Raw genomic sequence first — 21,188 nt, forward strand, 5'->3', positions numbered from 1 at the left:
GGGGCTTTCAGGACCACATCATGCGCAACATCCTGCTGGCGGCGGCTTCGGCGCTCGCCTTGTCGATGACCGTCACCGCGGCCCTCGCGGCCGATCCCGCCGCCAAACCGATGTACGGTGACTGGGGCGTCGACCTGACCGCCGGCGACAAGTCGGTTTCGCCCGGCGCCGACTTCGACAAGTACGCCAACGGCGCCTGGGCCGCGCGCACCAAGATCCCCGACGACCAGGCCTCGGCCGGGGCCAGCTACGACGTCTACAATCGCTCGCAGGACCAGCTGCGCACCTTGATCGAGACGGCCGACGCCTCCACCCAGATCGGCGCGCTCTACAAGAGCTTCCTCGACGAAGCCAAGGTCGAGGCGATCGACGACAAGCCGCTGAAGGCCGACCTGGCCAAGATCGCCGCCATCAAGACCAAGGCCGACTTCGCCGTGGCCATGGGCGGCGCCCAGAGCGGGTTCGGCGGCGGCGTGTTCTCGCTGGACATCTATCCGGACGCCAAGAACCCCGAGCTCAACACCCTCTATATCGGTCAGGCGGGCCTAGGCCTGCCCGACCGCGACTACTACCTGACCGACGGCTTCAAGCCGCAGTTGGCGGCCTATGCCGCCTTTGTCGAGCGGGCCCTGAAGATGGCCGGCTATCCCGACGCGGCCAAGTCGGCCGCCGAGGTCGTGGCCTTCGAGACCAAGATCGCCAAGGTCAGTTGGGAGGTCGCCGAGCGCCGCGACATCGACAAGACCTACAACCCCACCACCGTCGCCGAGCTGAACGCCTACGCGCCGTTCCCCTGGTCGCCGTACCTGGCCGCGGCGGGCATGCCGGGCCTGACCAAGGTGGTGCTGGGCGAGAAGACCGCCGTGCGCGACATCGCCAAGGTCTATGACGAGACCCCGCTGGAGACGCTCAAGGCCTGGCAGACCTTCAACGTCATCGCCGAGACCTCGCCGTACCTTTCCAAGCGCTTCGTCGACAGCCGCTTCGAGTACGTCAAGGTCCTGACCGGCCAGTCGGCCCTGCGTCCCCGCTGGAAGCGCGGCGTGGTGCTGGTGGACGGCAGCCTGGGCGAGGTGGTCGGCCAGACCTATGTCGCCAAGTACTTCCCGCCCAGCTCCAAGGCCCAGATGGTCGCGCTGATCGCCAACCTGAAGACGGCCATGGCGGCGCGGATTCAGAAGGCCCCGTGGATGAGCCCCGCGACCAAGACCGAGGCGCTGGAGAAGCTCTCCAAGATGCAGGTGATGGTCGGCTATCCCGACAAGTGGCGCGACTATTCGGGCCTGAAGCTGGACGTGAACGACCTCTACGGCAACGTCGCGGCCAGCCGGCGCTTCGAGTGGGCCTATACGCTGAGCGACCTGGGCAAGCCGGTCGATCACGGCAAGTGGGGCATGACCCCGCAGACCGTGAACGCCTACAACGGCGGGCTGGAGAACAAGATCGTGTTCCCGGCCGGCATCCTGCAGGCCCCGTTCTTCGACCCGGCCGCCGATCCGGCGGTGAACTACGGCGCGATCGGCGCGGTCATCGGCCACGAGATCAGCCACGGCTTCGACGACCAGGGCCGCAAGATCGACGCCAAGGGCCAGCTGCGCGACTGGTGGACGCCCGAGGACGCCAAGCGCTTCGACGCCCAGGCCGACGTGCTGGGCAAGCAGTACGACGCCTACGAACCCGTGCCCGGCTCGCACATCAACGGCAAGCTGACCATGGGCGAGAACATCGCCGACCTGGCCGGGCTGCAGGTGTCGCTGGACGCCTACCACGCCTCGCTGGGCGGCAAGCCGGCCCCGGTGATCGGCGGACTGACCGGCGACCAGCGGCTGTTCCTGGCCTTCGCCCAGTCCTGGCAGGAAAAGGCCCGCGACGACTCGCTCAAGCAGCAGATGGCGTCCGACCCGCACGCGCCTTCGTCGTTCCGCGTGGTGGGCCCCACCCGCAACGTCGACGCCTGGTACGACGCCTTCGGGGTCAAGCCCGGCGACACCTACTATCTGAAACCGGAAGACCGCTCGCGGGTCTGGTGACAACCAAAAAGGGCCGCCCCTCGGGGCGGCCCTTCTCTTTCAAGACGATCGCTAAGCGATGTGCTTGACCGGCACGTTCTCGACATGGGTGTTCAGATAGTTGAACCCGCCCGAGCCGTTCCACGACTTGTCAACCGACAGGGCCGCGGTGAACTTGGCCAGGAACGAGCCGATGGCCGGCGGCGGCACGCTGTAGACGAACTCGCCGCTCAGCGAGACCAACTGGTGGTTGGGCCCAAAGCCCGTCTGATAGATCTGGCCGCTGACCGGGAAGCGGTGCTGGCCCCTGTCGATCGCCTGGCTGATCTCGGCGATGCCGCTGACATGGCCCGAAGCGGCCTGGACGGTCAGCGCCAGATTGACGATCGGCGCGCCGGGCGTGCCGACCTTGCCGACCACCGCCTTGACGAAATAGAGGCCCACCGCGTCGTCCGCGGCCTTTTGGGTGTGAAGCGTACCGATGTCGTCAGCCATGATGCATCCTCCTGGTGTGGCGACCCTACCGATCACCTAGAGCGAGAGTGATACACTCTGGGGTTACGCACACCAGAAGAAACCTGAGCGCGTTATCGGATTTCCTAACTACCTATAGGCGCATTGAATCCGTGGACGTCCTATTCGTCGTGACGGCGCCCGAAACGAAAAGGCCCGGCCGTGACAAGCGTCGCGGCCGGGCCTTGCGGGTTGTTCAGAATTATTCCGCCGGGCGGATATTGGCTTACTCGCCGGCGGCGATCTGCCCACGGGCCAGGGCCAGCAGCTCGTCCATCTTCCGACGGACCTCGCCCTCGCCGACATTGACGCCCGAACCCTTCAGGTCGCCGGCGACCTTGCGCAGCACGTCTTCGTCACCCGGTTGTTCGAAATCGGACTTCACCACGGCGCGGGCGTACTCCTCGACCGTCGCCAGGCCCATCAGTTCGGCCGCCCATTCGCCCAGCAGGCGGTTGCGACGGGCGGTCGCCTTGAATTCCTGTTCCTGCTCCAGCGCGAACTTGCGTTCGAAACCCTGTTCGCGTTCGTCGAAGGTGGTCATGAAAGCCCCAATAGTCTCTGAGCCGGCTGCATATCCCGTGGCGAGCCGCCCGGCAATCGGAAGCAACGCCGCATCGGCCCAGATCCGCTCACAATCCCGCTCACAATCCCGCGGATCCGACTAGGGCTGTTTGCGCCAGGGGCCGCCTTCGGCTAGTTTCGAGACGACATTTTTCGTGAGCGGCCTTGAGTCGAACGCCGCGCGCAGCTATCCGCCGCGCGCGCTTTTCGTTTCTCCGGATAATTCCGGCCCGGTTTTCGGGACAAGGGGCGCGCCCGCAACCAGAAGGGCCTCGACGAGAGCCATGACGACCCGCCGCAAGAAGATCTACGAAGGCAAGGCCAAGATCCTGTACGAGGGTCCCGAGCCGGGCACCCTGATCCAGTACTTCAAGGACGACGCCACCGCCTTCAACGCCCAGAAGAAGGCCGTTCTCGAAGGCAAGGGCGTGATCAACAACCGCATCAGCGAGTACATGATGACTCGTCTGAACGCGATCGGCGTGCAGAACCACTTCATCCGCCGGCTCAGCCTGCGCGAGCAGCTGATCAAGGAAGTCGAGATCATCCCGCTTGAGGTCGTGGTCCGCAACATCGCCGCCGGCTCGATCGCCACGCGCCTAGGCCTGACCGAGGGCACGCCCCTGCCGCGCTCGATCATCGAATTCTACTACAAGGACGACAAGCTGGGCGACCCGATGGTCTCCGAAGAGCACATCACCGCGTTCAACTGGGCCGCCACCCAGGAGATCGACGACATGATGGCCACCGCCCTGCGCGTCAACGACTACATGAGCGGCCTGTTCAGCGCCGTCGGCATCACCCTGGTGGACTTCAAGATCGAGTTCGGCCGCGTCTACGAAGGCGACTTCAGCCGCGTGATCCTGGCCGACGAGATCAGCCCCGACAGCTGCCGCCTGTGGGACTCGACCACCAACGAGAAGATGGACAAGGACCGGTTCCGCCGCGACCTGGGCAACGTCATCGAAAGCTACACCGAGGTGGCCCGCCGCCTCGGCATCATGAAGGAAATGCCCACAGTCATCCAAGGCGGAGTGCACTGAGCGTGACCATGAAAGCCAAGGTTCAAGTGTTCCTCAAGCCCGGCGTCCTGGACGTTCAGGGCAAGGCCGTCGAAGCCGCCCTGCACGGCCTGGGCTGGGCCGACGTCTCGGGCGTGCGGGTGGGCCGCACCATCGAGTTCGACCTTACCCAGACCGACGCGGCCAAGGCCGAAGGCGAGGTCAAGGCCATGTGCGACAAGCTGCTGGCCAACACGGTCATCGAAAGCTACCGCGTCGAGATCGCCTGAGATAACGATTGGGGACATGCGCACGCGCATGTCCCCGTCCCGCTCCGAAGCGCCCTCCTCCGGGAGCGGCGCTTTTTCTTTGCGCCGCGTCTTTTCCGGCAAGCGTCGCCGCCCCATCTCCGCGTAACGACGATACGGGAGATGTCATGAGCGCGAAGTACGAACTGGCCCAGGTCAATATCGGTCGCCTGCGCGCGCCGGTCGATCACCCGATGATCAAGGACTTCTTCGACAACCTCGACCCGATCAACGCCGTCGCCGAGACCTCGCCCGGCTTCGTCTGGCGCTTGAAGGGCGAAGGCAACAATGCCAGCGACCTGCAGCCGTTCGAGGATCCGCTGATCGCGATCAACATGTCGGTCTGGACCGACATCCCGTCGCTGGGGGCCTTCGTCTATCGCAGCGGCCACATCCAGTTCATGCGCCGTCGCCGCGAGTGGTTCGAGCACATGGACCTCTACATGGTGCTGTGGTGGGTCCCCGCCGGCCATCGCCCGACCGTCGAAGAGGCCAAGGAAAAGCTCGCCTTGCTGGAGGCCAACGGTCCCACGCCCGAGGCCTTCACGTTCAAGATCCCCTTTCCGGCCCCGGACGAGGCGACCGTGGAGCCCGTGCTGGACGAGTGCGCCTAGCCGCGCGGCGGGGAATGCGCATGCGCGTGTCCCCGATCCAGCCTCCTCTGAACGCTTCGTCCCCGCGTGGCGTTGTTTCAGCAGGCTAGGCTGGGACAAGACGATGCGCGTGGGCCGCAGGGACTTCCTTCTAGGCTCCGGCCTGACGATGGCCGCCGGCCAGACCCTGGCGCAGCAAGCCACGCCGCCGACCGCCTATCCGAAACCCGACGCCTTGCCCGCCACGCCCCCGCCGACCGACTGGACCGCCGTAAAGGCCCAGTTCCAGACCGCGCCGGACGAGGTCAATATGAGCGCCATGCTGATCGCCACCCACCCGCTGCCGGTGCGCAAGGCGATCGACCAGTTCCGTCGCGAGCTGGACTGGCGGCCGGTGACCTATCTGGAGGACAACAACCGCCGCCTGCAGGGCTACAGTCGCGCCGCCGCCGGCCGCTACATGGGTCTGACCGGCGACCAGGTGGCCCTGACCGACAGCACGACCCTGGGCGCGGCCCTGGTCTATGGCGGCCTGAAGCTCTCGTATGGCGACGAGATCGTCACCACCAACCAGGACTACTACATCACCCACGAGAGCCTGCGCCGGGCCGCCCTGCGCAACGGCTCGGTGGTCAGGCGCATCGACCTGTTCGACAGCATCGAGACGGTGTCGGAGGCCGGCATGGTCGCCCGGCTGATGGCGGCCGTAACGCCTCGGACACGCGTCTTCGCCCTGACCTGGGTGCATTCCAGCACCGGCCTGAAGCTGCCGCTTCCCGCGATCTCGGGCGCCCTGGCCCAGGTGAACGCCACGCGCCAGGAGCCCGAGCGGATCATCCTGGCCGTCGACGGCGTGCACGGCTTCGGCAATCAGGACGCCACCCTGGCCAGCCTGGGCTGCGACATCTTCATGGCCGGCTGCCACAAGTGGCTGTTCGGCCCGCGCGGCACCGGGATCATCGCCGCCAACGCCCAGGGCTGGGCGCGGTTACGTCCCTCGGTGCCCAGCTATGTCGACAGCGCCGCCTGGACCGCCTGGATCAACAACGCGCCGCTGCTGGAGCATACCGACGGCCCGCTGATGTCGCCCGGCGGCTTCAAGGCCTTCGAGCACTTGTGGTCGATCCCCACGGCGATCGAGTTCCACGAGCAGATCGGCAAGGCCAGGGTCGCGGCTCGCACGACCGAACTGGCCGATCAGTTGAAGGCCGGGCTTTCACTGATGCCGCACGTTCGGCTGGTCACGCCGCGCGATCCGCGCCTGTCGGCCGGCATCGTCTCGTTCGACGTTTCGGGCCTGTCGACCGACGCCGCCGTGGCCCGCCTGCGCCGCCGCCGGATCATCGCCTCGGCCGCGCCCTATGCGATCCAGCACGTGCGCCTGACGCCCTCGATCATGAACTCGCCGGCCGAGGTGGATCTGGCCCTGGCGGAAGTTCGCGGCTTGGCGAGCGTTTAAAGGCGAAGCGGCGCTGACATCCTCCGCGAACGGTGCTACAGGCCCGCGCCATGAAAGCCGCCGTCGTCGTCTTCCCCGGTTCCAATTGCGATCGTGACTGCAAGGTCGCCATCGAGCGCTCCGCCGGAGCCCGCGTCGAGATGGTCTGGCACCAGGAGACGGCCCTGCCCGACGACCTGGACCTGATCGTCCTGCCCGGCGGCTTCTCCTACGGCGACTACCTGCGCTGCGGCGCCATGGCCGCCCAGAGCCCGGTGATGCGCGAAGTGATCAAGGCGGCTGACGACGGCGTCGCGGTCGTGGGCATCTGCAACGGCTTCCAGGTGCTGTGCGAGGCGGGCCTGCTGCCCGGCGCCCTGCTGCGCAACGAGAAGCTGAAGTATATCTGCAAGCCGGTGGCCCTGGACGTCGTCAACAGCCAGACCCGCTTCACCGCCAGCTTCGGCGAGCAGCGCTCGGCCGTGATGACCGTCGGCAACGGCGAGGGCAACTTCTTCGCTGACGCCGAGACGCTGGACCGCATCGAGGGCGAAGGCCAGGTGGTGTTCCGCTATCAGGACAATCCCAACGGTTCGGCCCGCGACATCGCCGGCATCATGAACGCCAAGGGCAACGTGCTGGGCCTGATGCCCCACCCCGACCGCTCGTTCGACCCGGACCTGGGCTCCGAAGACGGCGCCCTGCTCTTCCGCAGCATCTTCGCCAGCGCCTGACACGAACCGGGGGGTTCCGATGCGTCGCCTCGTGATCATTGGAACCGCTTTCCTCGCCGCGCTGTCGATGGCCGCCACGGCCCACGCGCAGGCTCAGCCCGTCCATTGCGACTATGGCGACTTCATCGAACAGGCGCTCACGAGCGGGGCCGAGACCTATGATGTCACGGTCGCGGGCCGCGCCTATTTCCGCAGGGACGGCGACGGCTGCCCCGCATCGGCTGTGTGCCAAGCCAAGAGCTACGTGATCGGCAAGGACCGGGTGCTGGTCGGCAAGATCGAGAACGGCTGGGCCTGCGCCTGGTACGGCGGAACCAGGCAGACGGTCGGCTGGCTGCGGGCCACGGACCTGGCCAAGGTCGCGCCGGCCCCGACCGCGAAGGTCGACTGGCTGGGCGACTGGTCGCGGGACGAGGACAGCACCGTCTCGATCACCCGCGACGCCCACGGCGGCATGCATGTCAAGGCCTTCACGGTCAACATGAGCCGCGCCTCCAAGCCCTCGGGCGGCTTCGAGGGCGCCCTGCTGGTGGAAGGCTTCAGCGCCCTCTATTCCGACTTCGATCCCAAGGCGGACGCCGACTACAAGGCTCAGTTTCCAGGTGAGCCCTCGCCGCCCGACTGCTCGGCCCGGTTTCGCCGTGTCGACCGCTACCTGATCGTCTCGGAAAGCGAAGCCTGCGACGGCGTCGGAGCCTCCCTCCAAGGCGTTTACGCCCGCTAGCGAGGCGACGCCGGACGTCGCCGCTGTAAGGTGACGTTACAGTGTAGCACTCCGCGAAAACCGCCCCTAAGGTGCCCGCCTCGTTTTGGAGGGCCATCCATGAGTCTCGTCACCACCCTGCGCGGCGCCCTGCTCGTCGCCGTCGCCATGACCGCCGTCGCCGGCGCGTCAGTCCACGCCCAAGCCGCTGGGCAGACCGCGCCGCTGACCCCGGACATCGACGGCAAGTACGTCGCGCCGCAGGCCGGCTACGACTACGACAAGCGCGTGGTCATGATCCCCATGCGCGACGGGACCAAGCTCTACACCGTGATCGTGGTGCCCAAGGGCGCCAAGAACGCCCCGATCCTGCTGACCCGCACGCCCTACAACGCCGCCAAGCGCACCGCGCGCAACGACAGCCCGTCGATGCTGGCCACCCTGGCCGAGGGCGACGGCGTGTTCGTCCAGGCCGGCTATATCCGCGTCATCCAGGACATCCGCGGCAAGTACGGCTCGGAAGGCGACTACGTGATGACCCGGCCGCTGAAGGGGCCGCTGAACTCGTCCGAGGTCGATCACTCGACCGACGCCTATGACACCATCGAGTGGCTGACCAAGAACGTGCCCGAGACCAACGGCAAGGTCGGCATGCTGGGCAGCTCGTACGAGGGCTTCACCGTGGTGATGGCCCTGGTCAATCCGCACCCGGCCCTGAAGGTCGCCGCGCCGATGAGCCCGATGGTCGATGGCTGGATGGGCGACGACTGGTTCCACCACGGGGCCTTCCGCCAGCCAAACTTCGACTACTTCACCGGCCAGACCACCAAGCGCGGCGCGGGCGACAGCGTCCAGCGCGGCGGCTATGACGACTACCAGACCTTCCTGAAGGCCGGTTCGGCCGGCGACTTCGCCAAGGCCCATGGCCTTGACGCCCTGCCTTTCTGGAAGAAGGTCAGCGAACACCCGGCCTACGACGCCTTCTGGCAGGAGCAGGCCCTCGACAAGACCATGGCCAAGCAATCCCTGACGGTGCCGACCATGTGGATCCAGGGCCTGTGGGACCAGGAAGACATGTGGGGCGCGGTGCACAGCTACGCCGCCGTCGAGCCCAAGGACGCGGCCAACGACAAGAACTACCTGGTGCTGGGCCCCTGGCGGCATAGCCAGGTCAATTACGACGCCTTCAACCTGGGCGTCTTCAAGTGGGACGGCGACACCGCCCTGCAGTTCCGCCGCGACGTGCTGCTGCCGTTCTTCAACCAGTACCTGAAGGATGGCGCGCCCAAGGCCGACACCCCGCCGGTGCTGATCTATGATCCCGGTCAGAACCACTGGGATCGCTACAAGTCCTGGCCGCAAGGCGGGACCAAGGCCCTGTACCTGGAGCCCAACGGCGGCCTGGCGTTCAGCGCCCCGGTGGCGGCCAAGGGTCCGGCGGCCTATGACGAATACGTCTCCGACCCGGCCAAGCCGGTGCCCTACATCCCCCGCCCGATGCAGTTCGGCGACCGCAGCCGCTGGACGCCGTGGCTAGTCACCGACCAGCGCAGCGTCGCCGACCGAACCGACGTGCTGAGCTACGTGTCCGAGCCCCTGACCGCGCCGCTGAAGATCGCCGGCGTGCCCAAGGTCAACCTGACCGCCTCGACCAGCGGGACGGACAGCGACTGGGTGGTGAAACTGATCGACGTCTTCCCCGACGAGGTCCCCAGCCAGCCAGAACTGGGCGGCTACCAGCTGGCCGTGGGCATGGACATCTTCCGCGGCCGCTATCGCGAGAGCTTCAGCGATCCCAAGGCGATCAAGTCGAACACGCCGCTGAAGTACCAGTTCATCCTGCCGACCGCGAACTACACCTTCCAGCCGGGGCACCGGATCATGGTCCAGGTGCAGTCCAGCTGGTTCCCGCTCTATGACCGCAACCCGCAGACCTTCGTGCCCAACATCTTCTTCGCCAGGCCGGCGGACTATGTGAAGGCCACGCAGCGGGTCTATCACGCGGGCGATACGGCCAGCTTCATCGAGCTGCCGGTAGTGGCGAACTAGTAAAAGGGCCGGAGGCTTTCGCCTCCGGCCCTCCTTCATTCACGGAGCGGGTCGTCGTCAGCGGTCGCGCCGCTGGTCGCCCTGGTTGGCCTCACCGCCGGGGTTGCGGCCTTGTTCGTTCTGCGGCTGGCGGCTCTTGTCGCCCTGCTGCTGCTGCTGGCCAGGGGCCTGTCGCTGCGGGTCGTTCTGCTGCTGTTGGGGATTACGGGTTTGGTCGCCCATGAGCGTTCTCCTTGTACAGCGCGCCAGGTTGCGCACGGTTAGGAAACGGCTCGGGAGTCACCCCGTTCCTAGCGCCAAGCTGCCTTAGTTCCGGCTTAGCTTTTGAATCTTCACCGGTTTCTGAATGATTTGCCCCTTCAGGTAAGGGTCGTCGGCGCTGCTGACCGTCGGCGCGTCGTGGATCTTTCGCACCACGTCCATGCCCTCGACCACCCTGCCGAACGCCGCGAAACCCTGGCCGTCCTTGTTGCGAGCGCCGCCGAAATCCAGGGCCGGATTGTCGCCGATGCAGATGAAGAACTCCGAGCCCGCCGTGCCCGGCTGATCGCGCGCCATCGAGATCACGCCGTCTGTGTGCAGAATGCCCGTGGCCTTTGTGGTTTCGTGAGCGATGGCCGGCAGGGGACTGTCGTCGCGGTTCAGCCCGCCCTGGATGACGCTGATCGTGGCGGGGTTGTTGTCGTTCTTCGGCGAGACCGTCCGATAGAAACTGCCGCCGTCCAGCAGATGCTGGTCGGCATAGGCCAGGAAGTTGGCCACGGTGATCGGCGCCTTGTCGGGATAGAGCTCGATGACGATCGGCCCCAGATCGGTGACCATCCGCACCCGGACGGGCGCGGCGCCAGCGGCGGTCAGCGGCAGGACGGCGGCGAGCGCGATCAGGTGGCGGCGGGAAATCATGGCGCGGCTCGCTTCACATCGGTGTGGATGAAGTCATTTCCCTTGAACAGCAACGGTTCGTCCAGCGACTTGGCCAGGGCGTAGACGAAACTGTCGCCATAGTTCAGCTCGGCGCCGTGACGGCTCTTGCCGTAGACCCGCCGCGCCTCGGCGGCGGCATAGGCCTGTTCAGCGGTCACCGCGACGATCTCGATTCTCAACCGAGCCAGGTCACGGTTCAGCAGCGCGATACCCGTCGTGGGGGCCATCCTGCGCATATAGACCTCTGCCGCTTCGACATAGGACGCCGCCGACATCAGCCGACGCTTGGCGCGCAGCAGCAGGACGTAGAACGCATCGCTTTCCGGTTCACGCAGAGCGATGGCCAGCAAGGCGGAGGTGTCGATGATCATCCGATGGGCTGACCGTGCTCGTCGTAGAGCTCGGCCTCGATCTCGCGCCAATCACGGGGGTCAAGAACGGGACGCGCGTCGAGTTCGGCGAAGAACGCCTGCTTGGCCGCCTCCTCGGCGTCGGTCAGGGCGAAAGGTTCTGAAAGCCTCGCCACCTTCTCGACCAAGGCCTGATGAATCGCTTCGGTCAAACTTTCCCCCGTGATGTCCGCGACTTGACGGGCCAGGGCTTCCGTCTCGGCGCGCTTGATGCTGATGCCCATTCTAGAACCACCTTTGACGTTTCTAGAATATAGCGGAATCCCCCGGGCCACGCTAGAAGGCCCGCCCATGAGCACCTCGACCTCCCCCGCGAAGTCCATGGCCGACACGGCCGCCGAATTTGGCCTCAAGCCGGAGGAGTACGCCGTCGTCCTCGACCGCCTGGGTCGCGAGCCCAACCTGGTCGAGCTGGGCGTGTTCTCGGTGATGTGGTCCGAGCACTGCTCGTACAAGTCGTCCAAGAACCAGCTGAAGAAGTTCCCGATCACCGGCCCGCGCGTGATCTGCGGCCCCGGCGAGAACGCCGGCGTGATCGACATCGACGACGGCGACGCCATCATCTTCAAGATGGAGAGCCACAACCACCCGTCCTACATCGAGCCCTACCAGGGCGCGGCGACGGGCGTGGGCGGCATCATGCGCGACGTCTTCACGATGGGCGCGCGGCCGATCGCCCTGCTGAACGCCCTGCGCTTCGGCGAACCCGACCACCCCAAGACCAAGCGCCTGGTCGACGGCGTGGTGGCCGGCATCGCCGGCTACGGCAACTGCGTGGGCGTGCCCACGGTCGCCGGCGAGACCAATTTCCACAAGGGCTACAACGGCAACATCCTGGTCAACGCCATGTGCGTGGGCCTGGCCGACGCCGACAAGATCTTCTACTCGGCCGCCCCCGGCGCGGGCCTGGCCGTGGTCTATTTCGGCTCCAAGACCGGTCGCGACGGCATCCACGGCGCGACCATGTCGTCGGCGGAGTTCTCCGAGGATTCGGAAGAGAAGCGCCCGACGGTGCAGGTCGGCGACCCCTTCGCCGAAAAGCTGCTGATCGAGGCCACGCTGGAGCTGATGGCCACCGGCGCCGTCGCCGCCATCCAGGACATGGGCGCGGCGGGCCTGACCTCCTCGTCGGTCGAGATGGCCGGCAAGGGCGGGGTCGGCATCGAGCTGAACATGGACATGGTGCCCCAGCGCGAAGAGGGCATGAGCGCCTACGAGATGATGCTCTCGGAAAGCCAGGAGCGCATGCTGGCGGTGCTGAAGCCCGGCCGCGAGCAGGAAGGCCACGCCATCTTCGAGAAGTGGGGCCTGGACGCCGCCGTCATCGGCTACACCACCGACACCGGCCGCCTGGTGCTAAAGCACCACGGCGAGACCGTCTGCGACGTGCCGCTGGCTCCGTTGTTCGACGACGCGCCGCTGTATGACCGCCCCTGGGTCCAGCCGACCCTGCACCCGCGCCTCGACCCGGCCAAGATCCCCGCCCCTACCGACTGGGACGCCGCCGTGCTCAAGGTGGTCGGCAGCCCCGACATGGCCTCCAAGCGCTGGCTGTGGGAGCAGTACGACCGCCACGTGATGGCCGACACCCTGGAAGACAGCGCCACCGGCTGCGACGCCGGCATCGTGCGCATCCACGGCAAGGGCAAGGCCATCGCCGTGACCAGCGACGTCACCCCGCGTTACGTCCAGAACGACCCCTACGAGGGCGGCAAGCAGGCCGTGGCCGAGGCCTGGCGCAACCTGACGGCCGCCGGTTCGCTGCCGATCGCCATCACCGACAACCTCAACTTCGGCAGCCCCGAAAAGCCCGAGACCATGGGCCAGATCGTCCGCGCCACCGACGGCATGGCCGAGGCCTGCCGGGCGCTGGACTTCCCGGTCGTGAGCGGCAATGTCAGTCTCTACAACGAGACCAACGGCGTCGCCATTCCGCCGACCCCCACGGTCGGCGCGGTGGGCCTGCTGGACGACTACGACCTGCGCATGGGCTTCGGCAACGTGGCCGAGGGCGACACCCTGGTGATCATCGGCGAGACCCACGGCGAGCTGGGCGCCTCGATCTATCTGCGCGAGATCCTGGGCCGCGAGGACGGCGCCCCGCCGCCGGTCGACCTGGCCCTGGAACGCAAGCACGGCGACTTCGTGCGCGGCCTGATCCCCACCGGTCTGGTCGCCGGCCTGCACGACCTCTCGGACGGCGGCCTGCTGATCGCCGCGGCCGATATCGCCCTGGCCAGCAAGATCGGCGTCACCCTGAACGCCACCAGCGCCGCCCACGCCCATCCTTACCTGTTCGGCGAGGACCAGGCCCGCTACCTGGTCGCCACCCCCGATCCGGACGCGGTGCTGGCCGCCGCCAAGGAAGCCGGCGTCCACGCCAACCTGGCCGGCGTGGCCGGCGGGAACGCTTTCGCCTCGACCGACCTTTTCTGCATCCCACTGGAAACCCTGCACGCGGCCCACGAGGCCTGGTTGCCGGGCTTCATGGGCGCGACCGCTTAAGGACCTCAGCATGCGTATGACCTCGATTCTGGCGACCGCCAGCCTGGCCCTGTCGCTGCTGGGCGCCTGCGCGCCGGCCGCCCAGGCCCCCGCCCCGGCCGCCCAAAGCGCCGACGCCTCGTGCGCGGCGCGCGGCGGCGCGATGCAGCCCGTCGGCCGCCTGCAGCGCCCGACCTGCGTCGTGCCCTATGCCGACGCCGGCAAGACCTGCTCGGACAAGGCCGACTGCCAGGGCGCCTGCATCGCCGATGGCAACGCCGAATCCCAAGGCGCGACGGCCGGCCAGTGCCAGAAGACCAACGTCCAGTTCGGTTGCTACGCCAAGATCGTCGGCGGCAAGTCGACGGGCACGATCTGCGTCGACTAGGCCACCGCGAACGCCGACTGCGGCGTCGCCCTTAGTCGGGCGGCGTCGCGGCCGGGCGGCGCGCCGAACAGGCGGGCATATTCGCGACTGAACTGGCTGGCGCTGTCGTAGCCGACGCTGAAGCCCGCGCCGGCCACGTCGCCGGGCTGGCTCAGCAACAGGGTTCGCGCCGCCTGCAGGCGCAACTGCTTCTGATATTGCAGCGGGCTCATGGCCGTGACGGCCTTGAAGTGGCGGTGGAACGAGGCCGGGCTCATGCCCGCCAGCCGCGCCAGATCCTCCACCTGCATGGGCGCGGTGAAATTGGCCTGCAGCCACTGAATCGCGCGATTGATCTGCGACAGACGGCTCTCGGCCAGGCCGATCTGCCGGACCATCGGGCCGGCGGGCCCTTGCAGCAGCCGCCACAGCACCTCGCGCTCCAGCATCGGCGCCAGCACCGGGATGTCGCCGGGCCGGTCGAGCAGGCGCACCAACCGCAGGATCGCGTCCAGCAGGTCCGGCCCCGCCGCGTTGACGGCCAGGCCGGTCGACGAACCCAGCGTCGCCAGGGCCGGCGTTTCCAGGATCAGGGCGGCGATCTTGGCCGGATCCAGGGCGATGGCCAGGGCCAGATACGGCGCCTCGACGACTTGGCCGCTGACCGGCAGCTCGACCGACACGGTCAGGAACTGGCCCGGGTCGTAGCGGAAGAACCGGTCGCCCAAGGCGGTGTTCTTGGCCCCGGCGACGATCAGGCACAGCAGGGGCTGGTAAACAATCGGCATGACCTCGGTCGTCCGGCTGGCCACGAACAGGGTCAGGCCCGAGACAGCGGTCTCCAAGGCGCCCTCGCGGCCATGACGATCGATCAGGGCGCGGATTTCAGTCAGCTGGTCCATGGCCTTTTTCATGCGCGCGATAGGGCCGGATCGGCAAGCGCACGGCGCCATGCTTGATCGGATCGTGCAAGAGGACGCGAGCATCGCCCTACCAGGACGCCGCCGATCGGGCGCTCAATAGCGCCACGGACAAGGAGATTTCCCATGAGCAAGATCTGGTTCATCACCGGCGCGGCCCGCGGCCTGGGCGCCGAAATTGCCAAGGCGGCCCTGGCCGCCGGCGACCGCGTCGTGGTCACCGGCCGTCGTCGCGAGGCCCTGGAGGCCACGTTCGGCCCCGACAGCGACAGCGTGCTGTCCCTGTCCCTGGACGTCACCCGCGAGGCCGACGCCGTGACCGCCGTCGACGCCGCCCTGGCCCGCTTCGGCCGCATCGACGTACTGGTCAACAACGCCGGCTACGGCAACCTGGGTCTGTTCGAGGAGACCACCGACGCCGAGGCCCGGGCCCAGTACGACACCAATGTCTTCGGCCTCTACAACGTCACCCGCGCGGTCCTGCCGACCATGCGCGGCCAGCGGTCCGGCCGGATCTTCAACATCTCGTCGGTCGGCGGTCTGGTGGGCGGCGAAGGCGGGTCGCTGTATTGCGCCACCAAGTTCGCAGTCGAGGGTTTCTCGGAATCGATCGCCCGCGAAGTCGCCCCGTTCGGGGTCCACGTGACCATCGTCGAGCCCGGCTTCTTCCGTACCGACTTCCTCGACGAAACCTCGGTCCGCTACGGCTCGCGCCAGATCGACGACTACGCCGAGATCTCGACCCAGATGAAGGCCTTCTGGGACGCTCGCAACCACGCCCAGGCCGGCGATCCGGCCAAGCTGGGCCGCGTGCTGATCGACCTGGCCGACCGCGCCGCCCCGCCGCTGCGCTTCGCCGCCGGATCGGACGCCTTGGCCATGATCGGCGGCAAGATCGACAGCTTGCGGGCCGAACTGGACGCCTGGAGCGATCTGTCGGTCACCACCGACGGCGACGACCTCCCCGCGCCGTCGGAAGCAACGGCCGGCGCCTGGCGCTGATACCAGAACGGGCCCCGGTCACTCCGCGGGCTGGGGCCCGTCGCCTTCAAGCGTCGGCTTGGGGGCCTCCAGGGCGGGCGCCGGATGGGCGTCGCGCCACAGGTCGCGCAGCCACTTCCAAAGCAGGGTCAAGATCATCGCTCCCTCCCAGGGCGGGTCTTCGGCTCTTTGCTCGCCTCGAACCTCCCCAGGACAAGGCGCGGCCAAGCCGGAAACCTACACCCGAAGGCTGAAAAGCCGCCACCGCAATCGTGGATCGGCGCCCGTTAGGGTCGCGCCGCCCGCCCTCGCGCGACCTGGGCCACGCGGTCCAGAACGAACGGCCCCGCGGCCGGCCCAGCGGTGTAGACGAAGTCGGGACTGTCCATCGGCTTGCCGCTGCGGCGGTCGACCAGGACAGGCTCGGCCGGCAGACCGGTGACCGCGTCGACCATATGGCTGGCCACGCCCTCTACCGCGTAGTGACGATTGCCGAAGGCCATCAGCGCCGTCATCACCGGGGCGAAGTCCCGCGCCAGGTCCGTCACCACGTATTCGTGGCGCAACGGGCGTTCCTGATAGGGCCGCCGCTCCAGAAACCCGGCCTCGACCAGGGCCGCCAGCCTCTGGGTCAGGATGTTGGGCGCCACGCCCAGGCTCTTCTCGAATTGATCGAATTTCGACAAGCCCTGCAGGGCGTCGCGCAGGATCATCAGGCTCCAGGTGTCGCCCACTCGTTCCAGCGTGCGGCCCACGGGGCATTGTCCAGGATCGAAGGCGCGTCGGGTCATGGCCTCAATATAGGCGATCGCTAGCAAATCGAAAGTTAGTCACTTGCATTTTGAAAGTCGTATCCCATTTCAGCCTCACGACGGACCAAGGGGCCCGCCAGCAAGGACGACAAGACCATGAGCAAGTTCAACATTCCCGGCACGGCCCTGATCACCGGCGCCTCCACCGGCATCGGCGCCACCTATGCCGACCGCCTGGCCCGTCGCGGCCATGACCTGATCCTGGTGGCCCGCGACACCGGCCGCCTGGGCGCCCTGGCCGCCAAGCTGCGCGGCGAAACCGGCGTCAAGGTCGACGTCATCACCGCCGACCTGACCAACAAGGCCGACCTGGCCAAGGTCGAGGCCCGCCTGGCCGACGACGCCTCGATCGACATCCTGATCAACAACGCCGGCGTCGCCCTGTCGGGCGCCTTCGTCGACCAGGACCTGGAGCGGATCGAGAGCATGATCCAGCTGAACATCGTCTCGGTGACCCGCCTGGCCCACGCCGCCGCCAAGGCCTTCGCCGCCCGCGACCGCGGCGCGATCGTCAACATCTCGTCGGTGGTGGGCCTGGCCCCCGAGCTGCAGATGGCCGTCTACGGCGCGACCAAGGCCTATGTGACCTACTTCACCCAGACCCTGCGCCTGCAGCTGAGCCCCAACATCCACCTCCAGGCCGTACTGCCGGGCGCCACCCGCACCGAAATCTGGGACCGCTCGGGCAGCGGCGGCGCGGAGTCGCTGGACCCGAACATGCTGATGGAGGTCGACGACCTGGTGGACTCGGCCCTGGCCGGCTTCTTCCAGGGCGAGCTGGTCACCATCCCGTCCCTACCCGACGCCGGTGAATTCGCGGCCTATGACGCGGCCCGCGCCAAGCTGCTGCCGAACCTGTCGCGCAGCCGCTCGGCCGCTCGCTATAAGGTGGGCGAACCGGCCTAGGCGATTGCTCCGCTGGCCGTCACGACATTGGCGCATCGCGACACTATCTATCGCGTGAAGACGACAGCGACCGGGAACGAACGCCGTTCCCGGTCGCTTGTCCGCCAACCGAGGAGACCGACATGGCCGCCATTCCGAACCTGGACGAGTTCATTCTGGAAGAGACCGCCGAAGGGATCTTCCTCACCGTCACCGGCGACGACGAACAGACCCTGAAGCTACGGGTCACGCTCGACGACCTGGAAGAGATCGTCGAGGTCATCGACGAGGTGTTCGGCCTGGAGGCGGATGACGAGGCGGAAGAGGAAAGCGCGGGGTAAGTTCCTCTTCCCCCTCTGGGGGAAGACGACCGCGAAGCGGTCCGTAGGGGGCAAGTGATCACCCCCTACACGCTGCCCGCTACGGCATCAGCACCGTGTCCACCACGTGGATCACGCCGTTGGACTGCAGGACGTCGGCGATGGTGATCATCGCCGAGCCGCCCTTGGCGTCGGTGACCTTCCAGCCCATGCCGGCCTTGCTGACCGTCAGCTTTTCGCCCTGGACCGTCGTCAGCACCGCCTTGCCGCCGTGGGCCATGGCGTTGGCCTTGAGGTCGGCGGCGGTCATCCGGCCGGCCACCACGTGATAGGTCAGGATCTTGGTCAGCGTGGCCTTGTTCTCGGGCTTGACCAGGGTGTCGACCGTGCCGGCGGGCAGCTTGTCGAAGGCGGCGTTGGTGGGGGCGAACACCGTGAACGGACCCGGGCCCGACAGAGTGTCGACCAGGCCGGCGACCTTCACGGCGGCGACCAGGGTGGTGTGATCCTTCGAGTTCATCGCGTTCTGGACGATGGTCTTGGACGGATACATGGCCGCGCCGCCGACCATCACGGTCTTCTCATGCATCATGGGCTTGGCCCCCATTTGAGCGAAGCTCGGGGCGGCCGAAAGGGTCAGCGCGCCGGCGACGGCGAGCAGCATGAACGTCTTCATTGGGGATGGCTCCGGGTGTTTCCTCGCCCCTGATCGAGGCTGATGGAGCTACGGGCGAGCGTCGCGGATAGACGCAGAATTTCGTCGCCACGTCAGGACGCCCCCTCCGTCGGGCTTCGCCCGCCACCTCCCCCGTTTCACGGAGGAGAGAGGCACCACATCCTCACCCGCAAAGCGGGGGAGGTGGCGCGCTGCGAATACGCAGCGTGACGGAGGGGGCGTCCCAGCGCGAAAGCCTACCGCCCCGCCGCCTTGTCGATCCCGTCCAGGTCGTCGTCCAGCGCCCGGGTCGCGGAGACCACGGTCGTCACGGCATGCTGGAAGAACGCCTGCGGCACGGTGGCGAAGTCGTCGGTAGGCTGGTGGTATTCGGCGTGGTCCTCGACGCCGAAATAGACCCAGGGAACGCCCGCCACGGTGAACGGCCCCTGATCGGACTGCTGGGTCCAGTTGTTCTCCTTGCCGTCGGCGTCGGTGTCGTGGCCCAGCTTCAACTTGACCGGCGCGGTCCTGGCCACGCCTTCCAAGACCGGCTTGAGCCACGGCTGCGGACCCGCGCCGCTGACATAGAGCTCGCCCTTGGCGTTCTTGCTGATCATGTCGAAATTGACGTTCAGCCCGATCTTGGCCAGCGGCACGGGCGGATCGGCGACGAAGGCCTTGGCGCCCTTCAGCCCGCTCTCCTCGCCGTCGAACGCCACGATCAGCACGGTGTGGCGCGGCGGCCTGGCCTTGAACGCCTCGGCCACAGCCAGCAGGCCCGCCACGCCCGAGGCGTTGTCGTCGGCCCCGTTATAGACCTGTCCCTTGCGGACCCCCAGGTGGTCGTAGTGGGCCGAGACCACCAGAACCTTGTCGGAGCTGGACGTCCCCTCGATCCGCGCCACCAGGTTCACGCCGGTGACCTCCCTGAAGGCGAGCTTGGGCTTGAAGGTGAAAGGCCGTTCGAACGCTTTGCCTTGCGGCTTCAACCCGATCTGACCGAAGCGCTTGAGGATATAGGCCCGCGCCTTGGCCCCGCCCGGCGTGCCGACGCCCCGGCCTTCCATGTCGTCCGCCGACAGGATGCGGATGTCGTACAGGGCGTGGACGCCGGGCTTCGACGCGGCGTGGACGGGGGCCGCGAACACCAGCGCGAGGGCGGAAACCAGGAGAAGACGCATACGGGACCTCGTTGATCTGACCTTCATGGCGTGCGTCGCCCCGATTTCGCAATGACCTCGTGGTCAGTCCTCACACCCAGGCCCCAACGGCCCGGGAACGCAACGTTTCCGCTGCAACGGGCATTTTCCGTATGCCCGTTCTTAAGGTTTACGAGGCATACCCAGACGGTGAGATTCGGAGTCAACCGCCGTGCCCATGTCCTATCCTGACCTCGAAGCCCGCCTGCATGACGCCTTTCCCGACGCCGAGATCGTGCTGACGGACCTGGCCGGCGACGGCGATCACTACAAGGCGCGGATCGTCTCGCCGGCCTTCCGCGGCCTGAATCGGGTCAAGCAGCACCAGATGGTCAACCGGGCGCTGGCCGACGTGCTGGGCGGGACCTTGCACGCCCTGGCGCTCGAAACCGCCGCCCCCACGGAGTAAGGCCATGCGCTATCGCCCCTTCGGAAGCGCGGGCGTGGCGGTCTCGGCGATTTCGCTGAGGCTCGAGGACCAGCCTCGCCTGCGGAGCTCGGACTGGCGCAAGCTGATCTTCGCGGCGCTGGAAAGCGGCATCAACAGCTTCGAGTTCGACGGCGTGTCACCAGCCCTGATCGAGGGCGCGACGGAGGCGTTCTCGACCGTCGAGCGGCGGCTGCTGTTCATCGGCTGGCGGCTGCGCGGCTCCAGCGACCGCGCGCTGCGAGCCCAGGCCGTCCACGACATGATCGACCAGGCCCTGGACCGCACGGGCCTGGGTCATCTGGACCTCGCCACGCTGGACGATCCGGATAAGAACGCCTTTCCCGCCGAGACCCTGGAACAGCTGAAGGCCCTATGCGGCGCGCGACTGATCCGGCTGCTGGGCGTGGCCGGAGCGGGCGACAACTTCGACGCCTATGTCGCCTCCGGCCAGTTCGAGGCCATGGCCACCCCGTTCAACCTGGCCTCGGGCTGGATCGAGCGCAATCGCGTGCGCGCCGCCATGAGCCGCGAGATGGCCGTCATGGCCCAGGACTACTGGCCGGACGTGCTGCGGGACGACGGCAAGCACGCCTTCCTGCCCAAGCCGTCGCTGTGGCGTCGCAAGACCGATCCGCTGGCCGATGTCGGCGGTTACGACTTCCTGCGCAACACCCCGGGCTGGACCGCCCAGCAGATCTGCCTGGCCTACGCCCTGACCGAACCGTCCCTGGCCACCGTCCAGGTCACGGCCAGCACGCCCGCCGAGATCGAGGCCCTGGCGGCGATCGTCGAGCGCGATCTGCCCACCGGTTGCGCCGCCCAGATCGAGATGGCGCGGTTCTCGGCCCAGGAGGCGGCGAAGGCAAAGCGTCGCGCCTGAGCCCCC

25 protein-coding genes and 1 pseudogene are annotated in these 21,188 nt (G+C 67.3%); 15 read left to right on the forward strand and 11 right to left on the reverse strand.

What is annotated here, in order from left to right:
* Positions 1-20 precede the first annotated feature (20 nt).
* Positions 21-2,030, forward strand: coding sequence for a M13 family metallopeptidase (locus tag G3M62_RS16375; RefSeq protein ID WP_165188810.1), 2,010 nt, complete (start codon positions 21-23; stop codon positions 2,028-2,030).
* A 51-nt stretch (positions 2,031-2,081) separates the two neighbouring features.
* On the opposite strand, the gene G3M62_RS16380 is transcribed toward G3M62_RS16375, so the two are convergent.
* Together G3M62_RS16380 and G3M62_RS16385 are read right to left on the reverse strand one after the other, a co-directional pair.
* Positions 2,082-2,504 (reverse strand): DUF1842 domain-containing protein, encoded by a 423-nt coding sequence (locus G3M62_RS16380; RefSeq protein WP_165188812.1) that lies wholly within the window; start codon positions 2,502-2,504, stop codon positions 2,082-2,084.
* Positions 2,505-2,748: 244 nt separating this feature from the next.
* Positions 2,749-3,066 carry a DUF1476 domain-containing protein gene (locus G3M62_RS16385; RefSeq protein ID WP_028040000.1) on the reverse strand — a complete coding sequence of 106 codons (318 nt, stop codon included), beginning with the start codon at positions 3,064-3,066 and terminating at the stop codon, positions 2,749-2,751.
* A 304-nt stretch (positions 3,067-3,370) separates the two neighbouring features.
* On the opposite strand from G3M62_RS16385, the gene purC reads away from it, so the two are divergent.
* From purC to G3M62_RS16420, 7 genes are all read left to right on the forward strand, one after another.
* Positions 3,371-4,129 (forward strand): phosphoribosylaminoimidazolesuccinocarboxamide synthase, encoded by a 759-nt coding sequence (purC, locus tag G3M62_RS16390; protein WP_165188814.1) that lies wholly within the window; start codon positions 3,371-3,373, stop codon positions 4,127-4,129.
* A gap of 8 nt (positions 4,130-4,137) precedes the next feature.
* Positions 4,138-4,377: a phosphoribosylformylglycinamidine synthase subunit PurS gene (purS, locus tag G3M62_RS16395; protein WP_165188816.1), complete on the forward strand. Its 240-nt coding sequence runs from the start codon at positions 4,138-4,140 to the stop codon at positions 4,375-4,377.
* A 146-nt stretch (positions 4,378-4,523) separates the two neighbouring features.
* Complete coding sequence (locus tag G3M62_RS16400) at positions 4,524-5,009, forward strand: DUF3291 domain-containing protein (RefSeq protein WP_165188818.1); 486 nt, start codon at positions 4,524-4,526, stop codon at positions 5,007-5,009.
* 103 nt (positions 5,010-5,112) lie between these two features.
* Complete coding sequence (locus tag G3M62_RS16405; protein ID WP_165188820.1) at positions 5,113-6,447, forward strand: aminotransferase class V-fold PLP-dependent enzyme; 1,335 nt, start codon at positions 5,113-5,115, stop codon at positions 6,445-6,447.
* 50 nt (positions 6,448-6,497) lie between these two features.
* Positions 6,498-7,160 (forward strand): phosphoribosylformylglycinamidine synthase subunit PurQ, encoded by a 663-nt coding sequence (gene purQ, locus G3M62_RS16410; RefSeq protein ID WP_165188823.1) that lies wholly within the window; start codon positions 6,498-6,500, stop codon positions 7,158-7,160.
* 19 nt (positions 7,161-7,179) lie between these two features.
* On the forward strand, positions 7,180-7,884 hold the full coding sequence (locus tag G3M62_RS16415; protein ID WP_165188825.1) for a phospholipase D-like domain-containing protein: 705 nt from the start codon (positions 7,180-7,182) through the stop codon (positions 7,882-7,884).
* Positions 7,885-7,983: 99 nt separating this feature from the next.
* On the forward strand, positions 7,984-9,912 hold the full coding sequence (locus G3M62_RS16420; protein ID WP_165188827.1) for a CocE/NonD family hydrolase: 1,929 nt from the start codon (positions 7,984-7,986) through the stop codon (positions 9,910-9,912).
* A 57-nt stretch (positions 9,913-9,969) separates the two neighbouring features.
* Here G3M62_RS16420 and G3M62_RS16425 read toward each other — a convergent pair whose 3' ends face one another.
* From G3M62_RS16425 to G3M62_RS16440, 4 genes are all read right to left on the reverse strand, one after another.
* The gene (locus G3M62_RS16425; protein ID WP_165188829.1) at positions 9,970-10,134 is read right to left on the reverse strand and encodes a hypothetical protein; all 165 of its coding nucleotides are present in this window, start codon (positions 10,132-10,134) and stop codon (positions 9,970-9,972) included.
* Between the two features lie 84 nt (positions 10,135-10,218).
* Positions 10,219-10,815 carry a peptidylprolyl isomerase gene (locus tag G3M62_RS16430; RefSeq protein ID WP_165188831.1) on the reverse strand — a complete coding sequence of 199 codons (597 nt, stop codon included), beginning with the start codon at positions 10,813-10,815 and terminating at the stop codon, positions 10,219-10,221.
* Complete coding sequence (locus G3M62_RS16435; RefSeq protein ID WP_165188833.1) at positions 10,812-11,207, reverse strand: type II toxin-antitoxin system VapC family toxin; 396 nt, start codon at positions 11,205-11,207, stop codon at positions 10,812-10,814. The genes G3M62_RS16430 and G3M62_RS16435 overlap by 4 nt, the downstream gene beginning before the upstream one ends.
* Positions 11,204-11,470 carry a type II toxin-antitoxin system VapB family antitoxin gene (locus tag G3M62_RS16440; protein ID WP_165188836.1) on the reverse strand — a complete coding sequence of 89 codons (267 nt, stop codon included), beginning with the start codon at positions 11,468-11,470 and terminating at the stop codon, positions 11,204-11,206. Before G3M62_RS16440 ends, G3M62_RS16435 begins: the two co-directional genes overlap by 4 nt.
* 67 nt (positions 11,471-11,537) lie before the next feature.
* Between G3M62_RS16440 and purL the strand changes: the two genes are divergently transcribed.
* Together purL and G3M62_RS16450 are read left to right on the forward strand one after the other, a co-directional pair.
* Entirely contained in the window at positions 11,538-13,751 is a 2,214-nt protein-coding gene (purL, locus tag G3M62_RS16445; protein WP_165188838.1) for a phosphoribosylformylglycinamidine synthase subunit PurL, read from the forward strand.
* A 10-nt stretch (positions 13,752-13,761) separates the two neighbouring features.
* The gene (locus G3M62_RS16450; protein ID WP_165188840.1) at positions 13,762-14,118 is read left to right on the forward strand and encodes a hypothetical protein; all 357 of its coding nucleotides are present in this window, start codon (positions 13,762-13,764) and stop codon (positions 14,116-14,118) included.
* Here G3M62_RS16450 and G3M62_RS16455 read toward each other — a convergent pair.
* A complete protein-coding gene (locus tag G3M62_RS16455; protein ID WP_205691872.1) occupies positions 14,115-14,999 on the reverse strand; it encodes an AraC family transcriptional regulator in 885 nt (294 codons plus the stop codon). The genes G3M62_RS16450 and G3M62_RS16455 overlap by 4 nt on opposite strands.
* Positions 15,000-15,143: 144 nt before the next feature.
* On the opposite strand from G3M62_RS16455, the gene G3M62_RS16460 reads away from it, so the two are divergent.
* Entirely contained in the window at positions 15,144-16,019 is an 876-nt protein-coding gene (locus tag G3M62_RS16460) for an oxidoreductase (RefSeq protein WP_165188844.1), read from the forward strand.
* 266 nt (positions 16,020-16,285) lie between these two features.
* Here G3M62_RS16460 and G3M62_RS16465 read toward each other — a convergent pair whose 3' ends face one another.
* Positions 16,286-16,753 (reverse strand): winged helix-turn-helix transcriptional regulator, encoded by a 468-nt coding sequence (locus G3M62_RS16465; protein ID WP_246263300.1) that lies wholly within the window; start codon positions 16,751-16,753, stop codon positions 16,286-16,288.
* A 153-nt stretch (positions 16,754-16,906) separates the two neighbouring features.
* Here G3M62_RS16465 and G3M62_RS16470 point away from each other — a divergent pair, with 153 nt between their 5' ends.
* Both G3M62_RS16470 and G3M62_RS16475 read left to right on the forward strand, forming a co-directional pair.
* Positions 16,907-17,716, forward strand: coding sequence for an SDR family NAD(P)-dependent oxidoreductase (locus G3M62_RS16470; RefSeq protein WP_165188848.1), 810 nt, complete (start codon positions 16,907-16,909; stop codon positions 17,714-17,716).
* 122 nt (positions 17,717-17,838) lie between these two features.
* Entirely contained in the window at positions 17,839-18,036 is a 198-nt protein-coding gene (locus G3M62_RS16475) for a hypothetical protein (RefSeq protein WP_165188850.1), read from the forward strand.
* Between the two features lie 79 nt (positions 18,037-18,115).
* On the opposite strand, the gene G3M62_RS16480 is transcribed toward G3M62_RS16475, so the two are convergent.
* From G3M62_RS16480 to G3M62_RS16485, 3 genes and pseudogenes are all read right to left on the reverse strand, one after another.
* Positions 18,116-18,679, reverse strand: coding sequence for a fasciclin domain-containing protein (locus tag G3M62_RS16480; protein ID WP_246263301.1), 564 nt, complete (start codon positions 18,677-18,679; stop codon positions 18,116-18,118).
* Positions 18,680-18,857: 178 nt separating this feature from the next.
* Positions 18,858-18,920, reverse strand: a pseudogene (locus G3M62_RS26570) (hypothetical protein); the annotation flags it as partial.
* 7 nt (positions 18,921-18,927) lie between these two features.
* Positions 18,928-19,854 carry a M20/M25/M40 family metallo-hydrolase gene (locus G3M62_RS16485; protein ID WP_165188852.1) on the reverse strand — a complete coding sequence of 309 codons (927 nt, stop codon included), beginning with the start codon at positions 19,852-19,854 and terminating at the stop codon, positions 18,928-18,930.
* 190 nt (positions 19,855-20,044) lie between these two features.
* On the opposite strand from G3M62_RS16485, the gene G3M62_RS16490 reads away from it, so the two are divergent.
* Together G3M62_RS16490 and G3M62_RS16495 are read left to right on the forward strand one after the other, a co-directional pair.
* Positions 20,045-20,281 (forward strand): BolA/IbaG family iron-sulfur metabolism protein, encoded by a 237-nt coding sequence (locus tag G3M62_RS16490; RefSeq protein ID WP_165188854.1) that lies wholly within the window; start codon positions 20,045-20,047, stop codon positions 20,279-20,281.
* Positions 20,282-20,285: 4 nt separating this feature from the next.
* Positions 20,286-21,182: an aldo-keto reductase family protein gene (locus G3M62_RS16495; RefSeq protein WP_165188856.1), complete on the forward strand. Its 897-nt coding sequence runs from the start codon at positions 20,286-20,288 to the stop codon at positions 21,180-21,182.
* Positions 21,183-21,188 lie beyond the last annotated feature (6 nt).

It is taken from the genome of Caulobacter soli, assembly GCF_011045195.1.
Lineage (GTDB): Bacteria > Pseudomonadota > Alphaproteobacteria > Caulobacterales > Caulobacteraceae > Caulobacter > Caulobacter soli.